The sequence below is a fragment of the Pseudomonas sp. 7-41 genome (assembly GCF_021233075.1).
GTDB classification, from domain to species: Bacteria; Pseudomonadota; Gammaproteobacteria; order Pseudomonadales; family Pseudomonadaceae; genus Aquipseudomonas; species Aquipseudomonas veronii.
The window spans coordinates 2,721,579-2,741,436 of sequence record NZ_CP089551.1; the positions used below are offsets into that span (position 1 = coordinate 2,721,579).

Sequence of the window (19,858 nt, forward strand, 5' to 3'; positions counted from 1 at the left end):
GGCACACATCGGTATCGGGACGATCAGCTACGCACGCGGCTCTTGTCCGGGTCATAGAAAATCGCTGCGCTGACCGTGGCGCTGATGCGCTTCTGTAGGCCATCGACTTTGCCAATCTCAAGCAGGGTGCCGGGCTCGGCGCAGCTCACGTCGACCCGGCACAGCGCGATATTGCTGGCCAGCAACGGTGAGCGGCAGGCGCTGGTGATGACGCCGACCTGGGCGCGGCCGTGGTACACCGGGTCGCCGTGGTGGGCCGCCTCGTTGCCGCCGAGGTGCAGACCGACCAGCTTGTGGCTGGGATGGGCGCTGCGCCGCAACAGGGCGTCGCGGCCGATAAAGTCATCGGTCTTGCTCTTGAGTGGCACGCTGAAGCCGATGCCGGCCTCGAACGGGTCGGTCTGGTCGCTGAACTCGTAGCCGGCAAAAATCAGCCCGGCTTCGATGCGCAACAGGTCCAGCGCTTCCAGGCCGAGGGGCACCAGGCCCAAGGGTTGGCCGAGTTGCCAGATGCGGTCCCACACCCGTTCGGCGTCTTCGGGCTGGCACCACACCTCAAAGCCCAGTTCGCCGGTGTAGCCGGTGCGCGAAATCATCAACGGGCAGCCCTCGAAACCGTCCAGCCGGCCGACCAGGAAGCGGAACCAGCCGAGGCTGTCCACGCTCGGTTGGGTGGGCGGCGTCCAGACCATCTGCTTGAGCAGCTCGCGGCTGAGCGGCCCTTGCACCGCCAGGTTGTGAATCTGCTCGCTGGCGGACTTGACCCACACCTTCATCCCCAGTTTGTGGGCCTGCTCGCGCAGCCACACACCGGCGTAGTCTTCGCCGCAGATCCAGCGGAAGTTGTCCGGGCCCAGGCGCAGCAGGGTGCCGTCGTCGAGCATGCCGCCGTGTTCGTGGCACATCGCCGAATAGACCACTTGGCCCACCGCCAGACGCCGCACGTCGCGGGTCAGGCAGTATTGCAACAGGGCTTCGGCGTCGGGGCCGATGATCTCGAATTTGCGCAGGGCGGTCAGGTCCATTACGGCCACGCGTTCGCGGCAGCCGAGGTATTCCTCGGTGGCGCCATAACCGTCGTAGCGCAACGGCAGCCACCAGTTGCGGTAGTCGATGAAGCTGCCGGTGAGGGCGCTGGTGCGTGAGTGGAACGCGGTCTCACGGGTCAGTATCGGGTCGGCATCGGCCGTGGTTCGAGTGCTCATGGCGATGGAAAAACGCTCCTTCTCGCGGTAGATACGGACATGGATATCGGTCGGGTTCCAGCCATTGGCCGGGTCGATGTCATCCGGGCACGAGGTACTGCCGCACACCAGCTCGGTCATGGCCCGCAGCAGTACGTAGTCGCCGGGCCGCGACCACGGCTCATCCAGGGTCATCTGCTGGTGTGCATCAATGCCGGTGTTGAAGAAGAAATTGATCGCCGGCCAGCCGTTGCGCGCTTGCACGCCGTAGGGCGCGAGTACGCGGCTGAGGTTGTCGCTGCAGTTGTCGTGCCCGAAATAGCCATGGGATTCGTAGTAGCGCGCCGCGCAGGCCAGGGCGAAGGCGTCGTGGCGCCCGACGGTGTCCTGCACCACCTCCAGCATCGGCTGCATCCGGCGGTCGAAAAACTTCGAGAACAGCCCCGGCGCCGGGTAGGCGCTGCCGTTCAGCGTGCGTGTCACGGTCTGGTCGAGGTCCAGCTCCACGCCGCGATCCAGGGCGCGGCGGTCGAGGGCGACGAAGTCCGAACACTGGCGGCCGGCGACGTCCAGCACCTGCACGTACTGGCCCTTGGCGACGCTGTAGCCGTGGGCCGTGCCCGCACGCACGGTGAACTCGTCCAGCACCTCGCCCAATGGCTCGGGCAGGGCAGGCACCAGCAGGGGCGACGGGTTGGCCCGTGTCACCAGCAGGCGCAGTTCGCTGGGCCGGTATTGCCGGTCGACGGCGGTGGGCCCGGCGGGAGCGGCGACGATCACCAGCAGGCGGTCATGGGCGACAAACTGCCGAGTGTGACCGGGTGGGCTGGCGTCGTCCCACAGCGCGGCGGCGAGGGGCAATGCCTGCGCGTCGATGCCGCGCCGCTTGAGCGCCTGGCCGACACGCGGTGGCACGCGGCAGGCGCTCGAGCCGCTCAGCCCCCAGCTCGCCAGGGCGCTGCGGCCGCTGGCGTCGAGGGCCAGCAGTTCGCAGATTTGCCGGCCTTCGAGGTCGATCACCTGCAGGCCGTCGCCGGGCTGCAGGTCGACCAGCGTCACACCGCCGGCGGCCACGCGGTAGCGTTCGAGGTTCGGCGCCCGGGCAAACAGCCCGGGTTCTCGCGGGTGGGAAACACGCGGAGCATTCATCATGGGCACCCGCTCAGCCGACTGATTTGATGGGCGTCACGGGCTCGCCCAGGTACGCCGCCATCGAGTCGTCCAGGGCCAGCAGCCACGGGGTGTGGTGCGGCGGCGACTGGGTGCCGGTCATCAGCGAGCGGTAGGACTTGTCGCGATAGCCCATGATGTTTTCGGCCTTGTCGTGCTTCCAGTGCAGAAAGGTCTCGTTGACGGCGGCGATGTCGAAATCCGGGTAGTCGGTGGCGTCCACCAGGTGCTGGATGTAGGCGCCCTGGAACTCGAACATCTGCTGGTTGGTTTCCAGGGTCAGTTCCTGTGCCTGCCATTGCTGGCTGTCGGCGATCATCGCGGCCTGGCTGGGCAATGGGATACGCCCCAGGATCACATCGCGGGCATACCAGGCCTGGGCGTCGAACATGTTGAACGAGTACCACTGGTCCTGCATGCCGAGGTAGATCAGCCGCGGGTTGGGTTCCCAGAACACGCCCTTGTAGAGGTTCATCGGCCACAGGCGGTTGTCGGTCCTGAGGCTCAGCTCATCCGGCAGGAACGGGAAGTGGTGCTTGTAGCCGGTACACAGGATCACCGCGTCGATGTGCTTGCTGCTGCCATCGGCAAAGAACGCACGGTTGTTTTCCAGGCGTTGCAGCAGCGGCTTTTCTTCCCAGTTGTCCGGCCACGCATAGCCCATGGGCGTGGTGCGGTAACAGCTGGTGATGCTGCGCGCGCCATATTTGTAGCATTGCGAGCCGATGTCCTCGGCCGAATAGCTGCTGCCGATGATCAGCAGGTCCTTGTCCTTGAATTCCAGCGCCTCGCGAAAGTCATGGGCATGCAGGATGCGCCCGGCGAACTGCTCGAAGCCTTCGAAGTACGGCACCTTGGGCGTGGAGAAGTGGCCGCAGGCGTTGATCACGTAGTCGAATTCTTCACAGGTCAAGGTGTCGTGGGTGTAGTCGTGGGCATACACGGTGAAGCGCTGGGTCTGTTCGTCGAAGGTGACCTGGCGCACCACATTGTTGAAGCGGATGTAATCGCGCACGCCGGCCTTTTCCACGCGGCCCTTGATGTAGTCCCACAACACTTCGCGGGGCGGATAGGAGGCGATGGGCCGGCCGAAATGTTCTTCGAAGGTGTAATCGGCGAACTCCAGGCATTCCTTGGGGCCGTTGGACCACAGGTAGCGGTACATGCTGCCATGCACCGGCTCGCCGTTTTCGTCCAGGCCGGTGCGCCAGGTGTAGTTCCACATGCCGCCCCAGTCCTGCTGTTTCTCGAAGCACACCAGTTCGGGAATGGCGGCGCCCTTGTCGCGGGCCGACTGGAAGGCGCGAAGTTGTGCCAGGCCGCATGGGCCGGCGCCGATGATTGCTACACGTAGAGTCATGAGCGTGCCTCCTGAAGGGTTTCAGCGAAAGATCACTGTCTTGTCGTGGTTGATGAACACCCGGTGTTCCAGGTGGTATTTCAGGGCTTTGGAAAGGGCGACGGTTTCGGTGTCGCGGCCGATGGCGACCAGTGAATCGGGCAAGTGCGTATGGTCGACGCGCTGGATTTCCTGCTCGATGATCGGGCCCTCGTCGAGGTCGCTGGTGACGTAGTGGGCGGTGGCGCCGATCAGCTTCACCCCCCGGTCATAGGCCTGGTGATACGGCTTGGCGCCCTTGAAACCGGGCAGGAACGAGTGGTGGATGTTGATCGCCCGCCCCGACAGTTGCTGGCACAGGCCGTCGGACAGGATCTGCATGTAGCGCGCGAGCACTACCAGATCGGTCTGGGTGTCTTCGACGATACGCATCAGTTCGGCTTCCTGGCCGGCCTTGGTGTCCTTGGTGATGGGCAGGTAGATGAAGCGGATGCCCTCACGCTCGGCCATCGCCCGCAGGTCCAGGTGGTTGGAGACCACGGCGGTGATGGTCATGTCCATTTCGCCTTTGCGGTGGCGGTAGAGCAGGTCGGTGAGGCAATGGTCGAACTTGCTGACCATCAGCAGCACGCGGGTCGGCTGGCGTGAGCTGAACAACTGCCACTGCATGTCGAAGCCGCCGGCGAGCTCGCCCAGGCCTTTGCGCAGGTCGCCGATATCACCGCTGACGCCCTTGTTGAAACGGAACACCGCGCGCATGAAAAACTGCCCGGTGAACTCGTCGTCGAATTGCGCCAACTCGCTGATGTAGCACTGCTGCCGGGCCAGGCAGGCGCTGATCGCGGCGACGATCCCGGACGCCGCCGGGCAGGTGATCTTGAGAATGTAATGTTCGCTTGAGGCGTCCATCGAAGGCTCCTGAATGCGGTGAAGGAAGGCTCAGCCCTTGGCCGTGCGCTTGGTTTTTTGCGGGTCGTCGAAGGGCAGGGCGTGGGTGGTGGCGGTACCTTCGAAGCTGCCGCGCACCTGCAGCGCGATGCCGGGTGCGGCGCAGGCGACGCTCATGCGCGCGATGGCCATCGAGCGTTTGCTCAGGCGCGAATACATGCCGCAGGTGATCACGCCGACTTGCTGGTTGCCCTGCCACAAGGTGTCGCCAGCCTCGGCCGGGCGCACGCCGTCGAGCAGCACGCCGGTGATCTTGAAGCGCTCCTGGCCGCGCAGGCGCAGGTGTTCCTCGGCGCCTCGGAACGCTTGTTTGCCGGGCGAAACCGTGAAGTCCAGGCCCATTTCCCACAGGGTGTCGCCGGCCTTCTGGTCGGCGAAGGGGTACATCTGCGAGTTGTCGTAGGGGAAAAACATCAGCGAGCTTTCCACTCGCAGCCAGTCCAGGGCGGTGAAGGCGCAGGGAATGATTCCCAGGCTCGCGCCCTGTTCGAGGATGCTGTCCCACAGGAACGGGGCGTCCGCGGCCTTGCAGAAAATCTCGTAGCCGCGCTCGCCGGTGTAGCCGGTGCGGGAGATCATCACCGGGCGCTCGAACAGGCGCGTTTGCAGGTGATGGAAGTACGGCAGCTGGCGGATGCCAGGCACGTGCTCGGCGAGAAAATCCACCGCCAGCGGGCCTTGTAGCGACAGGTCGTGCAGATCGTCGTCGAACAGCACCGCCACTTGCCGGCCCTGGGCCGAGCGCACCAGCATTTCATGCCCGGTGCCGGCGCCATGCACGACCATGAACGCATTGGGCCCGGTGCGGTAGACGATGCAGTCATCGACGAATTTGCCGTCCTCGTCGAGCATCGACGCATACACCGATTTGCCGGGATAGAGCTTGGCGATGTCGCGGGTGGTGGTCCACTGCAACAGGCTTTCGGCGTGCGGGCCGACGTAGTGGACTTTTTTCAGGCCCGATACGTCCATCAGGCCGGCGCGGGTGCGGATCGCTTCGTGGTGGTCGGCCAGCGCGCTGCTGTAGGTCCAGGCGGTGCCCATGCCGTTCCAGTCTTCGAGGTTCGAGCCGAGCGCGCGGTGCCGCTCGGCCAATGCAGAAATACGCCAGGAGTGGGTCATGTGAGATTCCTTGCTGTGAAAAAGAGCACCGGGAAATGGTTCAGGCGAGTGGATCGAACTGGCTCAGCCACTCGACCAGGGTCTGTCGATAGCGGGTCATGCCCTTGTAGTCGGCGATGGCATCGGGCAGGTCGCGCAGCACGCGGTGCAGGCGGCAGCCCCAGCCGGGGTGGCTGACCAGTTCGTCCAGGTTGATCAGGTAGGTGCGAATGCTGAACATCACTGCGTTGCTGCGCGGCAGGCGCGCCATCACTTGCAGTTCTACCCGCAGATGCACCTGTTGCCCGACGTTCTGCGCGGTGATCTGGCCGCGGTCGGCGCCCCATTGATGGAAGGTTTCCGGCGACGAATCCAGGCGCGGGTTGATGGTCAGGGTCCAGTTCAGGCGCCGGACCGGCTGGCCGGCCTGCAGGTTGAGCAGGTACTTCAGCGCGCGCTCGAACACGCCCATCTGGTGGGCCATGGGCACCGGTGCATGCCACTGCTTGAAACTCATCCCGGCATCGAACGCCAGTGACCAGTCGGCCGGGCTGGTGACCAGGCCGGCGTCCATGTACAGGTCGCCGTCGCGCTGGTCGAGCAGGGCGAAATCCCCTTGCACCTGGCGGCCGATGTATTCCAGCGGTGCGCAGGGCAGGCTGGCGGCATCGCCGAAGATGAACGGTTGATCGATCTGCAGCAGGTGGTTGCGCCAGTGCCAGCGGTCGCCGTCACGCGCCAGGCTGAACCACTGCGGGTAGTCGACGGCGAGGTTTTCCATGAGCATTTGCAGCGCATCCCAGGCCGCCGCTTGCATGTGCGGCATCACCAGGTAGCGGCGCGGGTCGTTGTCCAGGATCAGGGCACGTTCGGCCATTTCCGAGCGGTAGTGCTCGTCGATGTCGAAGGCGTGCTCGTAGACGGAACCCGGGTCGCGGGAGGTGGCCGGTTCGATGTTCACCGAGTACAGGTAGCTGTCCTCGATAAACGGAAACGGGAAGCGACGGATCGCCGCCGGGCTGTTGCGAAAGCTGAAATCGTCGCGATAGCTCAGCACAGGGCTCGATTGCAGGGGCATGGCACTCACTCCTATAGGTCCAGCGAAACGCAGGGGCCGCTGCCGCGTGAGACGCAGGGCATCAGAAATTCGGCCTGCTCGGCCGGGCTGAGGAAACTGTCGCGGTGTTCGATGGCACCGCCTTGATGGCGCGTGATGCACTGGCCGCAGACCCCGCCACGGCACAGGTTGGGCACCTGCAACCCCGCGTGCTCCAAGGCTTCGAGCAGGCTCTGCTCGGCCTCCACGCGCAGGGTGCGGCCACTGCGCAGCAGTTGCAGGTCGAACGGCTGGCCCGGTTGCGCGCCTTTGAACGCCTCGGCATGCAGCCGATTGCGCGGCCAACCGAGGCGATCGGCGTGTTGCTCGACCGCCTCGATCAAGGGTTGCGGGCCACAGGTGTAGACGTGGCTGCCCAGCGGCCGGTTGGCGAGGATGCGGCTCAGGTCCGGGCGGCGGTCGTAGGCGTGCAGGCGCGGGCCGAGGCGCTGTTGCAATTCATCGAGGTAGGCATCGCTGAGGCCTGGCCGGAACAGGTAATGCAGTTCGAAGTCGGCCTGCTGTTGTTCCATCGTGGCGATATAGGCCATGAACGGCGTGATACCGATGCCGGCGGCGATCAGGATGTGCCGGCGTGCGGTGCCATGGGGCGCGAACAGATTGGCCGGCGGCGAAATCCGCAAGGTGTCGCCGACCTGCACCTGGCGATGCAAGTACTGCGAACCGCCGCGAGACGCGTCCTGCAGGCGCACGGCGATGCGGTAGTGGCGCGTGTGCGCCGGGTCGCTGGTCAACGAGTAGGCATTACGCACCGTGCCCTCGGCCAGCGGCAGATGTACCTGGACGTGGCTGCCGGGCGAGAAAGCGGGCAGGGCACCGTCGCAGGCAGTCAGGGTGAACTCGCGCACCACGGGGGTGAGCATTCTGGCCGCACTGACCTGAACCTTGAGGGCGGCGCTCATGGCTGGAACCCCGCGTAGGGCTGGTCGGGGTTGATGCACACGCCGAGGTAAGCCCCCAGGCGCCGGGAAAAGTGTGCGCGCACTTCCAGCCCGACGTTGCAGCCGATGCAGTTCAACACCGGCTCTGGGCCTGCGGTCTGGGTCAGCCCGCAATGGGCGCAATACACCTGGCGCAGGCCGGGCATCGTGCAGGTCACGCTGATCTCGTCGTCTTCCAGGCCGGCGGCGCGGGCCTCGGCGTGAATGCGCCAGACAAAGGCCTCATCGCCCAACAGGTAGAGCCGACAACCCACGGTTGCGCTGGCCAATGCCTGTTGTAAACGCCGGCTGAAGTCGGGTTGTTCGCCGCTCAGCAGCAAAGGCTTGTGCAGGTCGGCGGCAACCGCCATGCCGGCGGTTGCCGATTGCATCACCACGATGGGGCGGTTGTGGGTGTGCGTCATGCGGGCTCTCCAAGGTGCGTTTTGTTTCCTGTTGAGAGAGATACTTTCCTATGAGGAAAATCTTCTCAATCTGGAAAAAGGGCTATGCCTTTGGAGATAAGCCTTGCCGCACTGGCGTTCGGGGCATGGAAGTTGCTGGTCTTGCACTAATGCTCAGCAACCGGACGGGGAGTTATCGAAGAGTGCGAACGCGACCGAAGAGCTGGCCGCTCTGGTTGGGGCCTGTGCGCCCCGAACAGGCGCGCAGCGTGCGCAGGCTGTTGGCCGGGTTGCCCCTGCACGCTGACGGTGCCTTGTCGGGTTTTCTGGACCGTTTCGACGCACTGCTGCCCGCCGCCAGGCTCAACCTGATCCTGGGCGGCGAAGACCTGGGCCCGACGCGACGTGGCTTGATCGAGGGCTGCCAGAACGTGGCGCGCTGCCCCTGGCGCGACGCGAGTGCGATGGACACGCCCCAGGCCTGCGGCCCTTGCCGGCAGCGCGGGGTACACCGATTGGTGTGCGCCTTGCCCGAGGGTGAAAAAGGCGCGTTACTGCTCGACACCCCCAGACGGGCCGGTGCCAGTTGGCGCCAGTTGCTGGAGGAAGCAGCGCAAGCCGTGGCGGTCAGCGTGCGTCTGCGCAGTGACAACCGTGAGCAGCAGCGCAGACAGGCAACGTCGCGCCACGGCGCGCTGGCCCGTGAGCTGCACGATTCGGTGGCGCAACAGTTGGGTTACCTGGCGTTCCAGGCCCACGGCTTGCAGTCACAGCTGGGCGCGCCTGCCCTGCAGGACCTGTGCGCAGGCCTCAGCCAGTTGCAACGCCAGGTGCGCGAGCTGATCACCAGCGCACGCCTGACCATGGACGGACGCTCACTGCGCCAGGCCCTGGCCGACTCCGTCGCGGAGTTTTCGCGGCGTTGCATCATCGTGTTCGAGTTGGATAACCGCCTGGCCGACGATGCCCTGAGCCCGGAAACCGAATTGCAGATCCTGCAGATCGTTCGCGAGGCCCTGGCCAATGCGGTGCGCCATTCCCACGCGCGGCATGTGCGTATTGAACTGCGCCAGACCCAGGACGGCGATGCCTCGGTGTCGGTGGAGGACGATGGCATCGGCTTGAGCCCGGCTTGCGATGAGCATAACCATTTCGGCCTGGCGATTATCCGCGAGCGCGCCGCCAGCATCGGCGCGCGGCTGAGCATTGAAGCGATCCGCCCGCACGGCGTGCGCGTGCATCTTGGCCTGCGCCGCCACCACGACCTGCCACTCGGGAGTCTCGATGGACTGCACGACCTTATTACTGATCGATGATCACCCACTGTTTCGCAAAGGCCTGGCGCAACTGTTCGATGCCAGCGACGACTTTGAAGTGGTGGGGCAGGCGGCCAGTGGCCGGGAGGGCATCAACCTGGCCGTGAGCCTGACGCCGCAGCAGGTGTTGCTGGATCTGCACATGCCTGGCCTCAGCGGCCTGCAGGTGCTGGACGAACTGCGCCAATTGCGCCTGGACTGCCAGGTGGTGGTGCTCACCGCTTCGATGGACCGCGCCGAACTGCTCAGCGCCCTGCGCCTGGGCGCCAGCGGTTATGTGCTCAAGGAAACCGAGCCCGAGGCGTTGCTGGCGTATATGCGCAACTGCCACAAGGGCGCGATCATGCTCGACTCAACCCTGATCGCCTTGCTCGCCGACCCGGCCGAGCCCAGGTCACACGGTGAGACGCCGGGCGGTGAAAACCTCACCGAACGCGAAGGCCAGACCCTGGCGCTGATCGCCGCCGGCATGAGCAATAAACAGATCGGCAGGGAGCTGGGGATCAGCGACGGCACGGTGAAAATCTATGTGCGCAGCCTGTTGCAGAAACTCAACCTGCATTCGCGCCTGGAGCTGGCGGCCCGGGTGCACAGCGGCGCCTTGCTCAAACACGAGGAGCGTCACTAGATGAGGGAAAGCTCTGACGCTTGGGTGCAGACATCGCCCGCGCACCTGATGGATTGTTTTCCCGCCGCCTTGCTGCACCTGCGCGACAACGGCCAGATCGCTCACTTCAACCTGGCCTGGGCCGAGTTGATGGGCGCGCCGGGCGCGGAACGCAACGTCGTCGACTACGTCCACCAGGAAGACCGCCCGCTGTGGCGCCAGGCCTTGCATGAGCTACGCCGGCGTCCCGAGACCTCGTTCAACCAACGCCTGCGCTTCGTGCATCCGTGCGGCGAGCTGCGCTGGTTCGAGGTCAGCCTAAAGCGCGGCCCGCAGGGCTTCTACTTGGTAGCCGGAGATATCACCGCGCACAAGCGCCGCGAAATCGCCCTGCAGGCCAGCCAACGCAGCAGCATGAGCTTGCTCGACAGCATGCCTGGGCTGATCTATCGCGGCCGTAACAACCGCGACTGGACCATGGAATTCGTCAGTGCCGGCTGCCTGCAATTGACCGGCTACCCCGCCGAGCGGTTGGTGGACAACCATGAGTTCACCTACAACAGCCTGATCCTCGCCGAGGATGCCGACTACGTGTGGCGCGAGGTGCAATATGCGTTGTCGCGCCAGGAACCGTTCGAACTCAATTACCAGATTCGTTGCGCCGACCAGTCGATCAAACACGTATGGGAGAAGGGCGTGGGGATCTATGCCGATACCTGCGAGGTGCTGGGCATCGAGGGCGCGATTTTCGAGCGCAGAGTTCTGTAGGAGCCGGCTTGCCGGCGATGGTCGTCAACGATGACGCGGGAAGCCTGGATGCCCGCGGTGGCTGTGGGTTTTTCGCTGGCAAGCCAGCTCCTACAGTGGGGGCATAACCCTGTAGGAGCCGGCTTGCCGGCGATGGTCGTTAACGATGACTCGGGACGCCTGGATGCCCGCGGTGGCTGTGGGTTTTTCGCTGGCAAGCCAGCTCCTACCATGGGGGCATAACCCTGTAGGAGCCGGCTTGCCGGCGATGGTTGTTAACGATGACGCGGGAAGCCTGGATGCCCGCGGTGGTTGTGGGTTTTTCGCTGGCAAGCCAGCTCCTACAGTGGGGGTATAACCCTGTAGGAGCCGGCTTGCCGGCGATGGTCGTTAACGATGACGCGGGACGCCTGGATGCCCGCGGTGGCTGTGGGTTTTTCGCTGGCAAGCCAGCTCCTACCATGGGGCATAACCCTGTAGGAGCCGGCTTGCCGGCGATGGTCGTTAACGATGACGGGGGAAGCCTGGATGCCCGCGGTGGCTGTGGTTTTTTCGCTGGCAAGCCAGCTCCTACCGTGGGGGCATAACCCTGTAGGAGCCGGCTTGCCGGCGATGGTCGTTAACGATGACGGGGGAAGCCTGGATGCCCGCGGTGGTTGTGGGTTTTTCGCTGGCAAGCCAGCTCCTACAGTGGGGGCATAACCCTGTAGGAGCCGGCTTGCCGGCGATGGTCGTCAACGATGACGCGGGAAGCCTGGATGCACGCGGTGGTTGTGGGTTTTTCGCTGGCAAGCCAGCTCCTACAGGGGATGGTTCAGCTTTTTGTTTGGATTAATGGGCGCCGGCGGCCTTGTTCAGATCGTTTTCGGCCCATTCGGTATACACACAGGCATCCGCCGTGGCCCAGCGCACGCGCACCGGGTCGCCGGCCTTGAGCGGCATGCCGGCGGCGGACAATGCCTTGACCGTCATCGAGGTGCCGCCCAGGGTTTTCACGCTGCAGGTCTGGCTTTCACCGAGGAACAGCACTTCGCCGACGATGGCCGACACTTCGTTCCAGCCTGCGGTCAATGGTTGCCCGGCGGCCTGTTCGACGCTCAGCGCGAGGGCTTTTTCCGGGCGCACCATCAGCAGCACGTCCTGCTCGCTGCGCAGGCCGCCGGTCAGGCGGATCGACAGGGATTGGCCTTCGAACGACGCCGCCGCGTTGCCCTGGGCCTTGAGCTTGAGGAAGTTGGAGTTGCCCAGGAATGAGGCGACAAACGCATTCGGCGGGTTCTGGTACAGGTCGAAACCGCTGCCCAGGCCGACGATCTTGCCGTGGCTGAAAATCGCGATGCGCTGGGACAGGCGCATGGCTTCTTCCTGGTCGTGGGTCACGTAGACGATGGTGATGCCCAGGCGCCGATGCAACTGGCGCAGCTCGTCCTGCAAGTCTTCACGCAGCTTCTTGTCGAGGGCGCCGAGCGGTTCGTCCATCAGCAGGATACGCGGCTCATACACCAGCGCCCGGGCGATGGCGACGCGCTGTTGCTGGCCGCCAGACAGTTGCGACGGGCGGCGATGGGCGAACTGTTCCAGTTGCACCAGCTTGAGCATGGCGTCGACGCGCTTCTCGCGCTCGGCACTGGCCAGTTTGCGGATCGCCAGGGGGAAGGCGATGTTGTCGCGTACCGACAGGTGCGGGAACAGCGAGTAGCGTTGGAACACCATGCCGATGTCGCGCTTGTGCGGCGGTACGTTGACCAGCGATTGGCCGCTCACCAAGATCTCGCCGCTGCTCGGCGTTTCAAAACCGGCGAGCATCGACAGGGTGGTGCTTTTGCCCGAGCCGCTGGAGCCGAGGAAGGTGAGGAACTCGCCGTCCTTGATGTCCAGCGAGATGTTGTCCACGGCGGCGAATTCGCCATAGAACTTGTTCAGGTTGCGCAGGCTGACCAGGGGTTGGCCAGGGTTCTGCGCGGCATCTTGGATCACTGCACTCATGTTCTGCTCCTGGGCGCTCAAGCGCGGGTTTCTGTGCGCCGGCGAACGGCGGCGGCGATGACCATGACCAGCACCGAGAGGCCGATCAGCAGCGTCGAGGCGACGGCGATCACGGGTGTCAGGTCCTGACGCAGGGTGGTCCACATTTTCACGGGAAGGGTTTGCAGGGTCGGGCTGGCCATCATCACGCTGAGCACCACTTCGTCCCATGACACGAGAAAGGCGAACAGCGCACCGGCCACCATCCCCGGGCGAATCGCCGGGAAGGTCACCTTGAACACCGCCTGCAGGCGCGACGCGCCGCAGATCACCGCGGCGTCTTCAATCGACTGATCGAACAGTTTCAGCGAGTTGATGATCGAGATGATGGTGAACGGCAACGCGACAATCACGTGGCTGACCACAAAGGCGAACATCGTGCCGGTGTAGCCGAGCTTGAGGAACAGCGCGTACACCGCCACGGCGATGATCACTAGTGGCACGATCATCGGCAGGGTGAACAGGCCATAGAGCAGTTCGCGGCCGGGGAAGCGCCCGCGCACCAGGGCAAATGCGGTGGGCAGGCCCAGCGCCACGGCGAACACGGTGGTCAGCACGGCGACCTTGAGGCTGGCCAGCGCCGCGTTCATCCAGTCGGCGTTGGAGAAGAACTGGCCGTACCATTTCAGCGTCCAGCCCGGTGGCGGGAACACCAGCCATTGCGACGAGCCGAACGACAGCAGCACGATAAACACGATCGGCAGCAGCAGGAACAGCCCAATCAAACCGGTGGTGGCGTAGAGGCCCAGACGCATCCTGCGGCTCATGGCATTCGGAGTCAGCAGCATGACGGCTTACCTCGCATGGCTGGCGCCAACCGGGGATTCCGGCTGAAGCTTCAGGTAGAAGTAGAACAGCACCAGCGTGATGAAGATCAGCAACGCGGCACCGGCACTGGCCAGGCCCCAATTGAGGAACGACTGCACCTGCTGGATGATGAACTCGGGCAGCATCATGTTCTGCGCACCGCCGAGCAGCGCCGGGGTGACGTAGTAACCGAGGGACATCACGAACACCATCAACCCGCCGGAAAACAACCCCGGCCGGCACAGCGGCAGGAACACCCGGAAGAAGTTGGTCCACGGGCTCGCGCCACAGATGGAGCCGGCCTGCAGGATCATCGGGTCGATGGCCTGCATGGTCGCCTGCAACGGCAGCACGATGAACGGGATCATGATGTAGCTCATGCCGATCACCACGCCCGTCAGGTTGTGCACCATCTCCAGGGGCACATCGATGATGCCCATGGCCAGCAGCGCCTTGTTGATCACCCCCGAGGCTTGCAGCAGCACCAGCCAGGAATAGGTGCGGGCCAGCAGGCTGGTCCACATCGACAGCAGCACGATATTCAGCATCCAGCGGCCCCAGCCGCGTGGCACCAGGGTAATCGCCCAGGCCAGCGGGAAGCCCAGCAACAGGCTGAACAGGGTCACCAGGCCCGCCACCGAAAAGGTGTTGAGCAGCACGCGGGCGTAGGCCGAGTTGGCGAACAGCTGTTCATAGTTGCCCAGGCCCGGCACGGGCTCCAGCACGCCGCGCAGCAACAGCCCGATCAGCGGTGCGAGGAAGAACAGGCCGAGGAACAGCAGGGCCGGGATCAGGTTGCCCGCCCCGCGCCAGCGCTGGGCCAGGGGCGGCGATACGGCTTTGCTGCAAACCGCGCCGGCAGCGCCGAGGGCGCTCCCGGTCGGTGTGGTTGCCGTCATTTTCATTTGACTAGCCATTCATTCCACCGTGTCGCAATGGCCGGACCGTTCTTGGCCCAGTAGGCGAAATCGAGGGTGATCTGGTCCTTGGCATACGCCGTCGGCAGGTTGGGCGCCAGGACTGAATCCAGGCGCTGCACGCTGTCGATGTTCACCGGTGCATAGGCGGTCAGGTTGGAGAAATCGGCCTGGCCCTTGGCGCTGCTGGCACTGGCCAGGAACTTCATCGCGGCGGCTTTGTTTTTGGTGCCCTTAGGCACGACGAGGATGTCGGCCATGACCAGGTTCTGCTTCCAGCTGACGCCCACCGGTGCGCCATCTTCCTGCAGGGCGTGGATGCGACCGTTCCAGAACTGGCCCATGCTGACTTCGCCGGAGGCCAGCAGTTGCTGCGATTGCGCGCCGCCGCCCCACCAGACGATGTCTTTTTTGATGGTGTCGAGTTTCTTGAAGGCGCGGTCCAGGTCCAGGGGGTAGAGCTTGTCGGCGGGCACGCCGTCGGCGAGCAGGGCCAGTTCGAGCACGCCAGGGCTGGGCCATTTGTAGAGGGCGCGTTTGCCGGGGTAGGTCTTGGTGTCGAACAGCGCGGTCCAATCCTGGGGCTTGGCGGCGCCGAGCTTGCCTTCGTTGTAGCCGAGCACGAAGGAGAAGAAGAACGAACCGACGCCATGGTCGGAGACGAAGCGCGGGTCGATCTTGTCGCGCTGGATCACCGAGAAGTCCAGCGGTTCGAGCAGGCCTTCGGCGGCGGCACGCAAGGCGAAGTCGGCCTCGACGTCTACCACGTCCCACTGCACGTTGCCGCTTTCGACCATGGCCTTGAGCTTGCCGTAGTCGGTCGGGCCGTCCTGCACCACGGTGATGCCGCTGGCCTTGCTGAAAGGGTCGGCCCACGCCTGCTTCTGCGCATCCTGGGTGCTACCGCCCCAGCTCACGAAATTCACGCTTTCGGCCGCCAGGGCCGCGTGAGTGACCGTAGCCAATAAACCCGCGAACAGCACTGCGGTTGCACGTTTGTTCAACACCATTTTCACGCCCTCATTTGTTGTGTTTTTGAGCGGGCTTGGTAATGCCCGCCTATCGGGAGCAGTAGGTCCATCGGAGCCTCTAATCGAGGCCCAAAAGGCGACCGTGCCAAGGGCTGTTATTGGTGCTGTCCCTGGCGGGCGCACTTGGCGAAAGCGTTCGGTCTATGGAATATCATATTATGGTATTCCAAACTTTGTGCAAGCATTTTGCCTTACCGGTTATCCGTCACTCGGTGAAGGGAATGCTCTCGACCACCTCCAGGTCGTAGCCAGTCAGCCCGGCGTATTTCAGGGGCGGGCCGAGGTGACGCAGCTTGCCGACGCCCAGGTCCTGCAATATCTGCGCCCCGGTGCCGACTTCCGAATAAATCCGCGATTGCGAACGGTTGAACTGGCGCGGCGCCTGGGTCAGTTGCGGTACGCGCTCCAGCAGCGCCTGGGACGATTCATGATTGGCCAGCACCACCACCACGCCACAACCTTCGGCCGCGACGCGTTGCAGGGCGGCCCACAGCGTCCAGTTGGACGGACCGCTGTAGTCGGCGCCGACCAGGTCGCGCAGCGGGTCGATCACGTGCACGCGCACCAGCGTAGGTTCATCGCGGCGCAACGGGCCCATCACCATGGCCATGTGTACACCACCGTCGATGCGGTCTTCAAAGGTGATCAGGCGGAACGTGCCATGCACCGTGGGCAGGTCGCGTTCGCCAATGCGCGCCACGGTGCGTTCGGTGCTGAGGCGGTAGTGAATCAAGTCGGCGATAGTGCCGATCTTGATCCCGTGCTTGCGCGCGAAGATCTCCAGCTCAGGTCGGCGGGCCATGGTGCCATCGTCGTTCATCACTTCGACGATCACCGAGGCTGGCGTATGCCCGGCCAGGCGTGCCAGGTCACAGCCGGCTTCGGTGTGGCCGGCGCGGGTCAGCACGCCGCCGTCTTTGGCGCGCAACGGAAAGATGTGCCCGGGCTGCACGATATCGGCCGGCCCGGCATTCACGTCCACGGCTGCCGCCACCGTGCGTGCGCGGTCGGCGGCAGAGATACCGGTGGTCACACCGCTGGCCGCTTCGATGGACACGGTAAACGCGGTGCTGAACGCGCTGCCATTGCTCGGTACCATCTGCTCAAGGCCCAGGCGCTGGCAGTGTTCGTCGGTGAGGGTCAGGCAGATCAGACCACGGGCTTCACGGGCCATGAAACTGATAGCCTCGGCGCTGCAGCACGCCGCAGGCAGCAGCAGGTCGCCTTCGTTTTCCCGGTCTTCGTCGTCTACCAGGAGCACCATCTTGCCTTGGCGGTAGTCTTCGATGATGTCTGCGATGCTGTTGAAGGACATGTTGGGTGCTCGATTTGTTGGTTGTATGTATTATGGTATACCACAAAAACCAAACAAGAGGATGTCGCGATGAAGGCCTACTGGATTGCCCATGTAGATGTGTCCGATGCAGAGCAGTACACGCAGTACACCCAACGCGCGCCGGCGGCGTTTGCGCAGTTTGGCGGGCGGTTTCTGGCCAGGGGCGGGCGCAGCGAAGCGATGGAAGGCGGGCCGGCGCGGCAGCGTAATGTGGTGATTGAGTTCGATAGCTATGAGCAGGCGGTGGCGTGTTACGAATCTGCCGAGTATCAGGCGGCGAAGGCCCACCGCGAGGGGGTAGGGCAGGCGCAGATCATCATCGTGGAAGGCCTGGCGCCTTAGGTATATCAGTCCAAGTATTGTCCAAATGTGGGAGGGGGCTTGCTCCCGATGGCAGTGGCACATTCAACATCGCCGTTGGCTGACACACCGCTATCGGGGGCAAGCCCCCTCCCACAGTTTGAAGCGCGTGAATCAGCCCTGCTCATCGTCGAAACCAGGGCGCTGCAACGCATCCTATTCCACACCACCGAACCCAATGTGGGAGGGGGCTTGCCCCCGATAGCGGTGTGTCAGCCACTGAATGAGGTGACTGAACCACTGCCGTCGGGAGCAAGCCCCCTCCCACATTTGAACCGAGTTCAGCTTGAGGATCAGCGGATGAAGTGGATCTTGCCGCTGTCGTCATTCCCGATGTAGATGCCATACACCCCGGCCTGGCGTTCCTCGATGTAGCGTTCGAGGATCTGCCGGATCGCCGGGTAGTAGATGCTGTCCCAGGGAATGTCCTCGGGCGCGAAGAATTGATAGTCGAGGGTCTCCGGCCCGAACTGGCCGGTGATCTCCAGCGCGATGGCGCGGAAGATGATGTACACCTCGCTGATCTTCGGCACGCTGAAGATCGAGTAGGGCGAGACGATCTCGGCGCGCACGCCGCTTTCTTCCCAGACTTCGCGCAACGCGGCCTGTTCGGTGGTCTCGCCACCTTCCATGAAACCGGCCGGCAGGGTCCAGGTGCCGGGGCGCGGTGGGATCGCCCGTTGGCACAGCAGGTACTTGCCGTCCTGCTCAATGATGCAGCCGGCGATGATCTTGGGATTGATGTAGTGGATATAGCCGCAACCGCGGCACATCAGGCGCTCATGCGTATCACCCGGAGGCAGCTGGTGACCGAGGTCACTGCCGCCGCATTTGGGGCAAAAGCTTGGCCTGAACACGGTCAGTGACCTATACGCGGTTCTTTGAGGGCGATGGGCAGGGTGATCTCGGGGATCTTGCCGGTCTCTTCCTGTTTGCGCTTGAGGTAATCCAGGGCCACGGCCGCCGCCGCGCGCACGTGGTCGACGCAGGCCTGGTGGGCGGCGAGCGGGTCGCCGCTCTTGATCGCCTGGACCATGCGTTCCATTTCCTGATTGCTGGTGCCGCGACGGTTTTCCTGGGACACCGACGTGGCGCGCAGGTAGCTGATACGCGCCTGCAACTGACGCAACTGGGTGGCGGCCACGTGGTTACCGGAGCCTTCGAGCAACACGTCGTAGAACCCCTGTACCGAATCGATGACCTGTTGCAGTTCGCCGTCCTTGAGGGCCTTGCGGTTTTCCTCCAGGGCTTTTTCCAGGGCCTTGATGTCCTTGGCCTTGGCGCGCAGGGTGAACAACTGCACGATCAAACCTTCGAGCACGCAGCGCAGTTCATAGATGTCGACGGCATCGGCCAGGGTGATGATCGCCACTTGGGGCCCCTTGGCATCGGCGAATTCCACCAGGCCTTCGGACTCCAAGTGACGCAAGGCTTCGCGCACCGAGGTACGGCTGACGCCGAGGCGGTCGCACAGGTCGCGTTCCACCAGGCGATCACCCGGCAGCAGCTGGAAGTTCATGATGGCGCTGCGCAGTTTCTCCAGCACGATTTCGCGCAGGGTGACCGGGTTGTGATTGACCTTGAAGCTGTCGTCGAGGGGCAGGCGTTTCATGGGGGCTGCTCTGAATGGGGCGGTTAACGGGAGGCCTCGGCATCGGCTTCGGCGAAGGCTTCCCGGGCCAGCCGGAAGCTGTCCACGGCGGCGGGAACCCCGCAATAGATGCCGACCTGAAGCAGAATTTCGCGTATTTGTTCACGACTCAGGCCGTTACGCAAGGCGCCGCGCACATGCAGCTTGAGCTCGTGAGGCCGATTGAGGGCCGAAATCATTGCCAAGTTTATCATGCTGCGTTCTTTAAGCGACAAACCCTCCCGGCCCCACACATGGCCCCAGCAGTATTCGGTGACCATCTCTTGCAAGGGGCGGGTGAAGTCGTCGGCGTTCTCGATCGAGCGCTGCACATAGGCTTCGCCCAGCACCTGGGTGCGGATCTTCAGCCCCTGCTCATACTTTTCGTTGCTCATTGCACACAGCTCCTCAAGCCAGGGTGGGCAGCGGGCCCAGCTTGCCTTTGTGATAGATCATCGGCGTGACCGGTTGCTCGGGCAGGATCAGGTTCTTCACGGCGCCGACGATGATCGCGTGATCGCCGCCGTCGTATTCGCGCCACAGCTCGCACTCGATGATCGCCGTGGCCTTGGCCAGCAGCGGGTTGCCCAATTCGCTCAGGTGCCACTCGATGCCCTTGGCTTTTTCCTTGCCTTTGCTGGCGAAGGCATAGGCTTCGGCGGTCTGGTCGGCGGACAGCAAGTGAATCGCAAAGCGCTTGCTGTCACGCAGGATCGGGTAGGTGTCCGACGCATAGTTGGGGCAGAACAGCACCAGGGCCGGGTCGATCGACAGCGCGCTGAACGCGCTGGCGGTGATGCCGACGATGCCGCCGTCCGGGTCGAGGGTGGTGACCACCGTGACCCCGGACGGGAACGAGCTCATGACGTCTTTGTAAATGCCGGGTTCGATCATGGTTG

General features: G+C 64.0%; 20 protein-coding genes. 4 read left to right on the forward strand and 16 right to left on the reverse strand.

Translation table 11 applies throughout. From position 1 onward, the window contains the following. Positions 1–23: 23 nt before the first annotated feature. Genes LQ249_RS12345 through LQ249_RS12375 form a run of 7 tightly spaced genes read right to left on the reverse strand, consistent with a single transcriptional unit; the run spans position 24 to position 8,204 of the window. Positions 24–2,333: a DUF1989 domain-containing protein gene (locus LQ249_RS12345; protein ID WP_079445009.1), complete on the reverse strand. Its 2,310-nt coding sequence runs from the start codon at positions 2,331–2,333 to the stop codon at positions 24–26. A gap of 13 nt (positions 2,334–2,346) precedes the next feature. Continuing rightward, positions 2,347–3,714, reverse strand: a complete 1,368-nt coding sequence (locus LQ249_RS12350) for an NAD(P)-binding domain-containing protein (RefSeq protein ID WP_232566494.1) — start codon at positions 3,712–3,714, stop codon at positions 2,347–2,349. 21 nt (positions 3,715–3,735) lie between these two features. Then, positions 3,736–4,602 carry a formyltetrahydrofolate deformylase gene (gene purU, locus LQ249_RS12355; protein WP_046383908.1) on the reverse strand — a complete coding sequence of 289 codons (867 nt, stop codon included), beginning with the start codon at positions 4,600–4,602 and terminating at the stop codon, positions 3,736–3,738. Positions 4,603–4,632: 30 nt separating this feature from the next. Then, on the reverse strand, positions 4,633–5,763 hold the full coding sequence (locus tag LQ249_RS12360; RefSeq protein WP_232566495.1) for an aminomethyltransferase family protein: 1,131 nt from the start codon (positions 5,761–5,763) through the stop codon (positions 4,633–4,635). Between the two features lie 40 nt (positions 5,764–5,803). Continuing rightward, complete coding sequence (locus LQ249_RS12365; protein ID WP_232566496.1) at positions 5,804–6,820, reverse strand: heme-dependent oxidative N-demethylase family protein; 1,017 nt, start codon at positions 6,818–6,820, stop codon at positions 5,804–5,806. Positions 6,821–6,831: 11 nt separating this feature from the next. After that, positions 6,832–7,761, reverse strand: coding sequence for a PDR/VanB family oxidoreductase (locus LQ249_RS12370; protein ID WP_046383905.1), 930 nt, complete (start codon positions 7,759–7,761; stop codon positions 6,832–6,834). After that, complete coding sequence (locus tag LQ249_RS12375) at positions 7,758–8,204, reverse strand: dimethylamine monooxygenase subunit DmmA family protein (RefSeq protein ID WP_046383904.1); 447 nt, start codon at positions 8,202–8,204, stop codon at positions 7,758–7,760. The genes LQ249_RS12370 and LQ249_RS12375 overlap by 4 nt, the downstream gene beginning before the upstream one ends. Before the next feature lie 182 nt (positions 8,205–8,386). Here LQ249_RS12375 and LQ249_RS12380 point away from each other — a divergent pair, with 182 nt between their 5' ends. The 3 genes from LQ249_RS12380 to LQ249_RS12390 are packed head-to-tail and all read left to right on the forward strand — an operon-like array spanning position 8,387 to position 10,874. Continuing rightward, a complete protein-coding gene (locus LQ249_RS12380; RefSeq protein WP_232566497.1) occupies positions 8,387–9,499 on the forward strand; it encodes a sensor histidine kinase in 1,113 nt (370 codons plus the stop codon). Continuing rightward, on the forward strand, positions 9,468–10,127 hold the full coding sequence (locus LQ249_RS12385) for a response regulator (protein ID WP_079443533.1): 660 nt from the start codon (positions 9,468–9,470) through the stop codon (positions 10,125–10,127). Before LQ249_RS12380 ends, LQ249_RS12385 begins: the two co-directional genes overlap by 32 nt. After that, the gene (locus LQ249_RS12390) at positions 10,128–10,874 is read left to right on the forward strand and encodes a PAS domain-containing protein (protein WP_057006014.1); all 747 of its coding nucleotides are present in this window, start codon (positions 10,128–10,130) and stop codon (positions 10,872–10,874) included. It begins immediately after the preceding gene. A gap of 810 nt (positions 10,875–11,684) precedes the next feature. On the opposite strand, the gene LQ249_RS12395 is transcribed toward LQ249_RS12390, so the two are convergent. The 5 genes from LQ249_RS12395 to ribBA form a co-directional block, all read right to left on the reverse strand. Next, positions 11,685–12,839 (reverse strand): ABC transporter ATP-binding protein, encoded by a 1,155-nt coding sequence (locus LQ249_RS12395; protein WP_232566498.1) that lies wholly within the window; start codon positions 12,837–12,839, stop codon positions 11,685–11,687. 17 nt (positions 12,840–12,856) lie between these two features. Further along, the gene (locus LQ249_RS12400) at positions 12,857–13,666 is read right to left on the reverse strand and encodes an ABC transporter permease (RefSeq protein WP_079443540.1); all 810 of its coding nucleotides are present in this window, start codon (positions 13,664–13,666) and stop codon (positions 12,857–12,859) included. 6 nt (positions 13,667–13,672) lie between these two features. Beyond that, on the reverse strand, positions 13,673–14,590 hold the full coding sequence (locus LQ249_RS12405) for an ABC transporter permease (RefSeq protein WP_046383897.1): 918 nt from the start codon (positions 14,588–14,590) through the stop codon (positions 13,673–13,675). Further along, positions 14,587–15,612, reverse strand: coding sequence for an ABC transporter substrate-binding protein (locus tag LQ249_RS12410; protein ID WP_126589596.1), 1,026 nt, complete (start codon positions 15,610–15,612; stop codon positions 14,587–14,589). Before LQ249_RS12410 ends, LQ249_RS12405 begins: the two co-directional genes overlap by 4 nt. Positions 15,613–15,838: 226 nt before the next feature. Next, on the reverse strand, positions 15,839–16,948 hold the full coding sequence (ribBA, locus tag LQ249_RS12415) for a bifunctional 3,4-dihydroxy-2-butanone-4-phosphate synthase/GTP cyclohydrolase II (protein ID WP_057006020.1): 1,110 nt from the start codon (positions 16,946–16,948) through the stop codon (positions 15,839–15,841). A gap of 69 nt (positions 16,949–17,017) precedes the next feature. On the opposite strand from ribBA, the gene LQ249_RS12420 reads away from it, so the two are divergent. Continuing rightward, positions 17,018–17,311: a DUF1330 domain-containing protein gene (locus LQ249_RS12420; protein WP_046383894.1), complete on the forward strand. Its 294-nt coding sequence runs from the start codon at positions 17,018–17,020 to the stop codon at positions 17,309–17,311. Between the two features lie 311 nt (positions 17,312–17,622). Here LQ249_RS12420 and LQ249_RS12425 read toward each other — a convergent pair whose 3' ends face one another. Genes LQ249_RS12425 through LQ249_RS12440 form a run of 4 tightly spaced genes read right to left on the reverse strand, consistent with a single transcriptional unit; the run spans position 17,623 to position 19,853 of the window. Then, on the reverse strand, positions 17,623–18,186 hold the full coding sequence (locus LQ249_RS12425) for an NUDIX hydrolase (protein ID WP_046383893.1): 564 nt from the start codon (positions 18,184–18,186) through the stop codon (positions 17,623–17,625). Between the two features lie 2 nt (positions 18,187–18,188). Continuing rightward, on the reverse strand, positions 18,189–18,941 hold the full coding sequence (locus tag LQ249_RS12430; protein ID WP_010567342.1) for a GntR family transcriptional regulator: 753 nt from the start codon (positions 18,939–18,941) through the stop codon (positions 18,189–18,191). Between the two features lie 23 nt (positions 18,942–18,964). Then, positions 18,965–19,354, reverse strand: a complete 390-nt coding sequence (locus tag LQ249_RS12435) for a carboxymuconolactone decarboxylase family protein (protein WP_046383892.1) — start codon at positions 19,352–19,354, stop codon at positions 18,965–18,967. 13 nt (positions 19,355–19,367) lie between these two features. Next, on the reverse strand, positions 19,368–19,853 hold the full coding sequence (locus LQ249_RS12440; protein ID WP_010567340.1) for a flavin reductase family protein: 486 nt from the start codon (positions 19,851–19,853) through the stop codon (positions 19,368–19,370). Between the last annotated feature and the right edge of the window lie 5 nt (positions 19,854–19,858).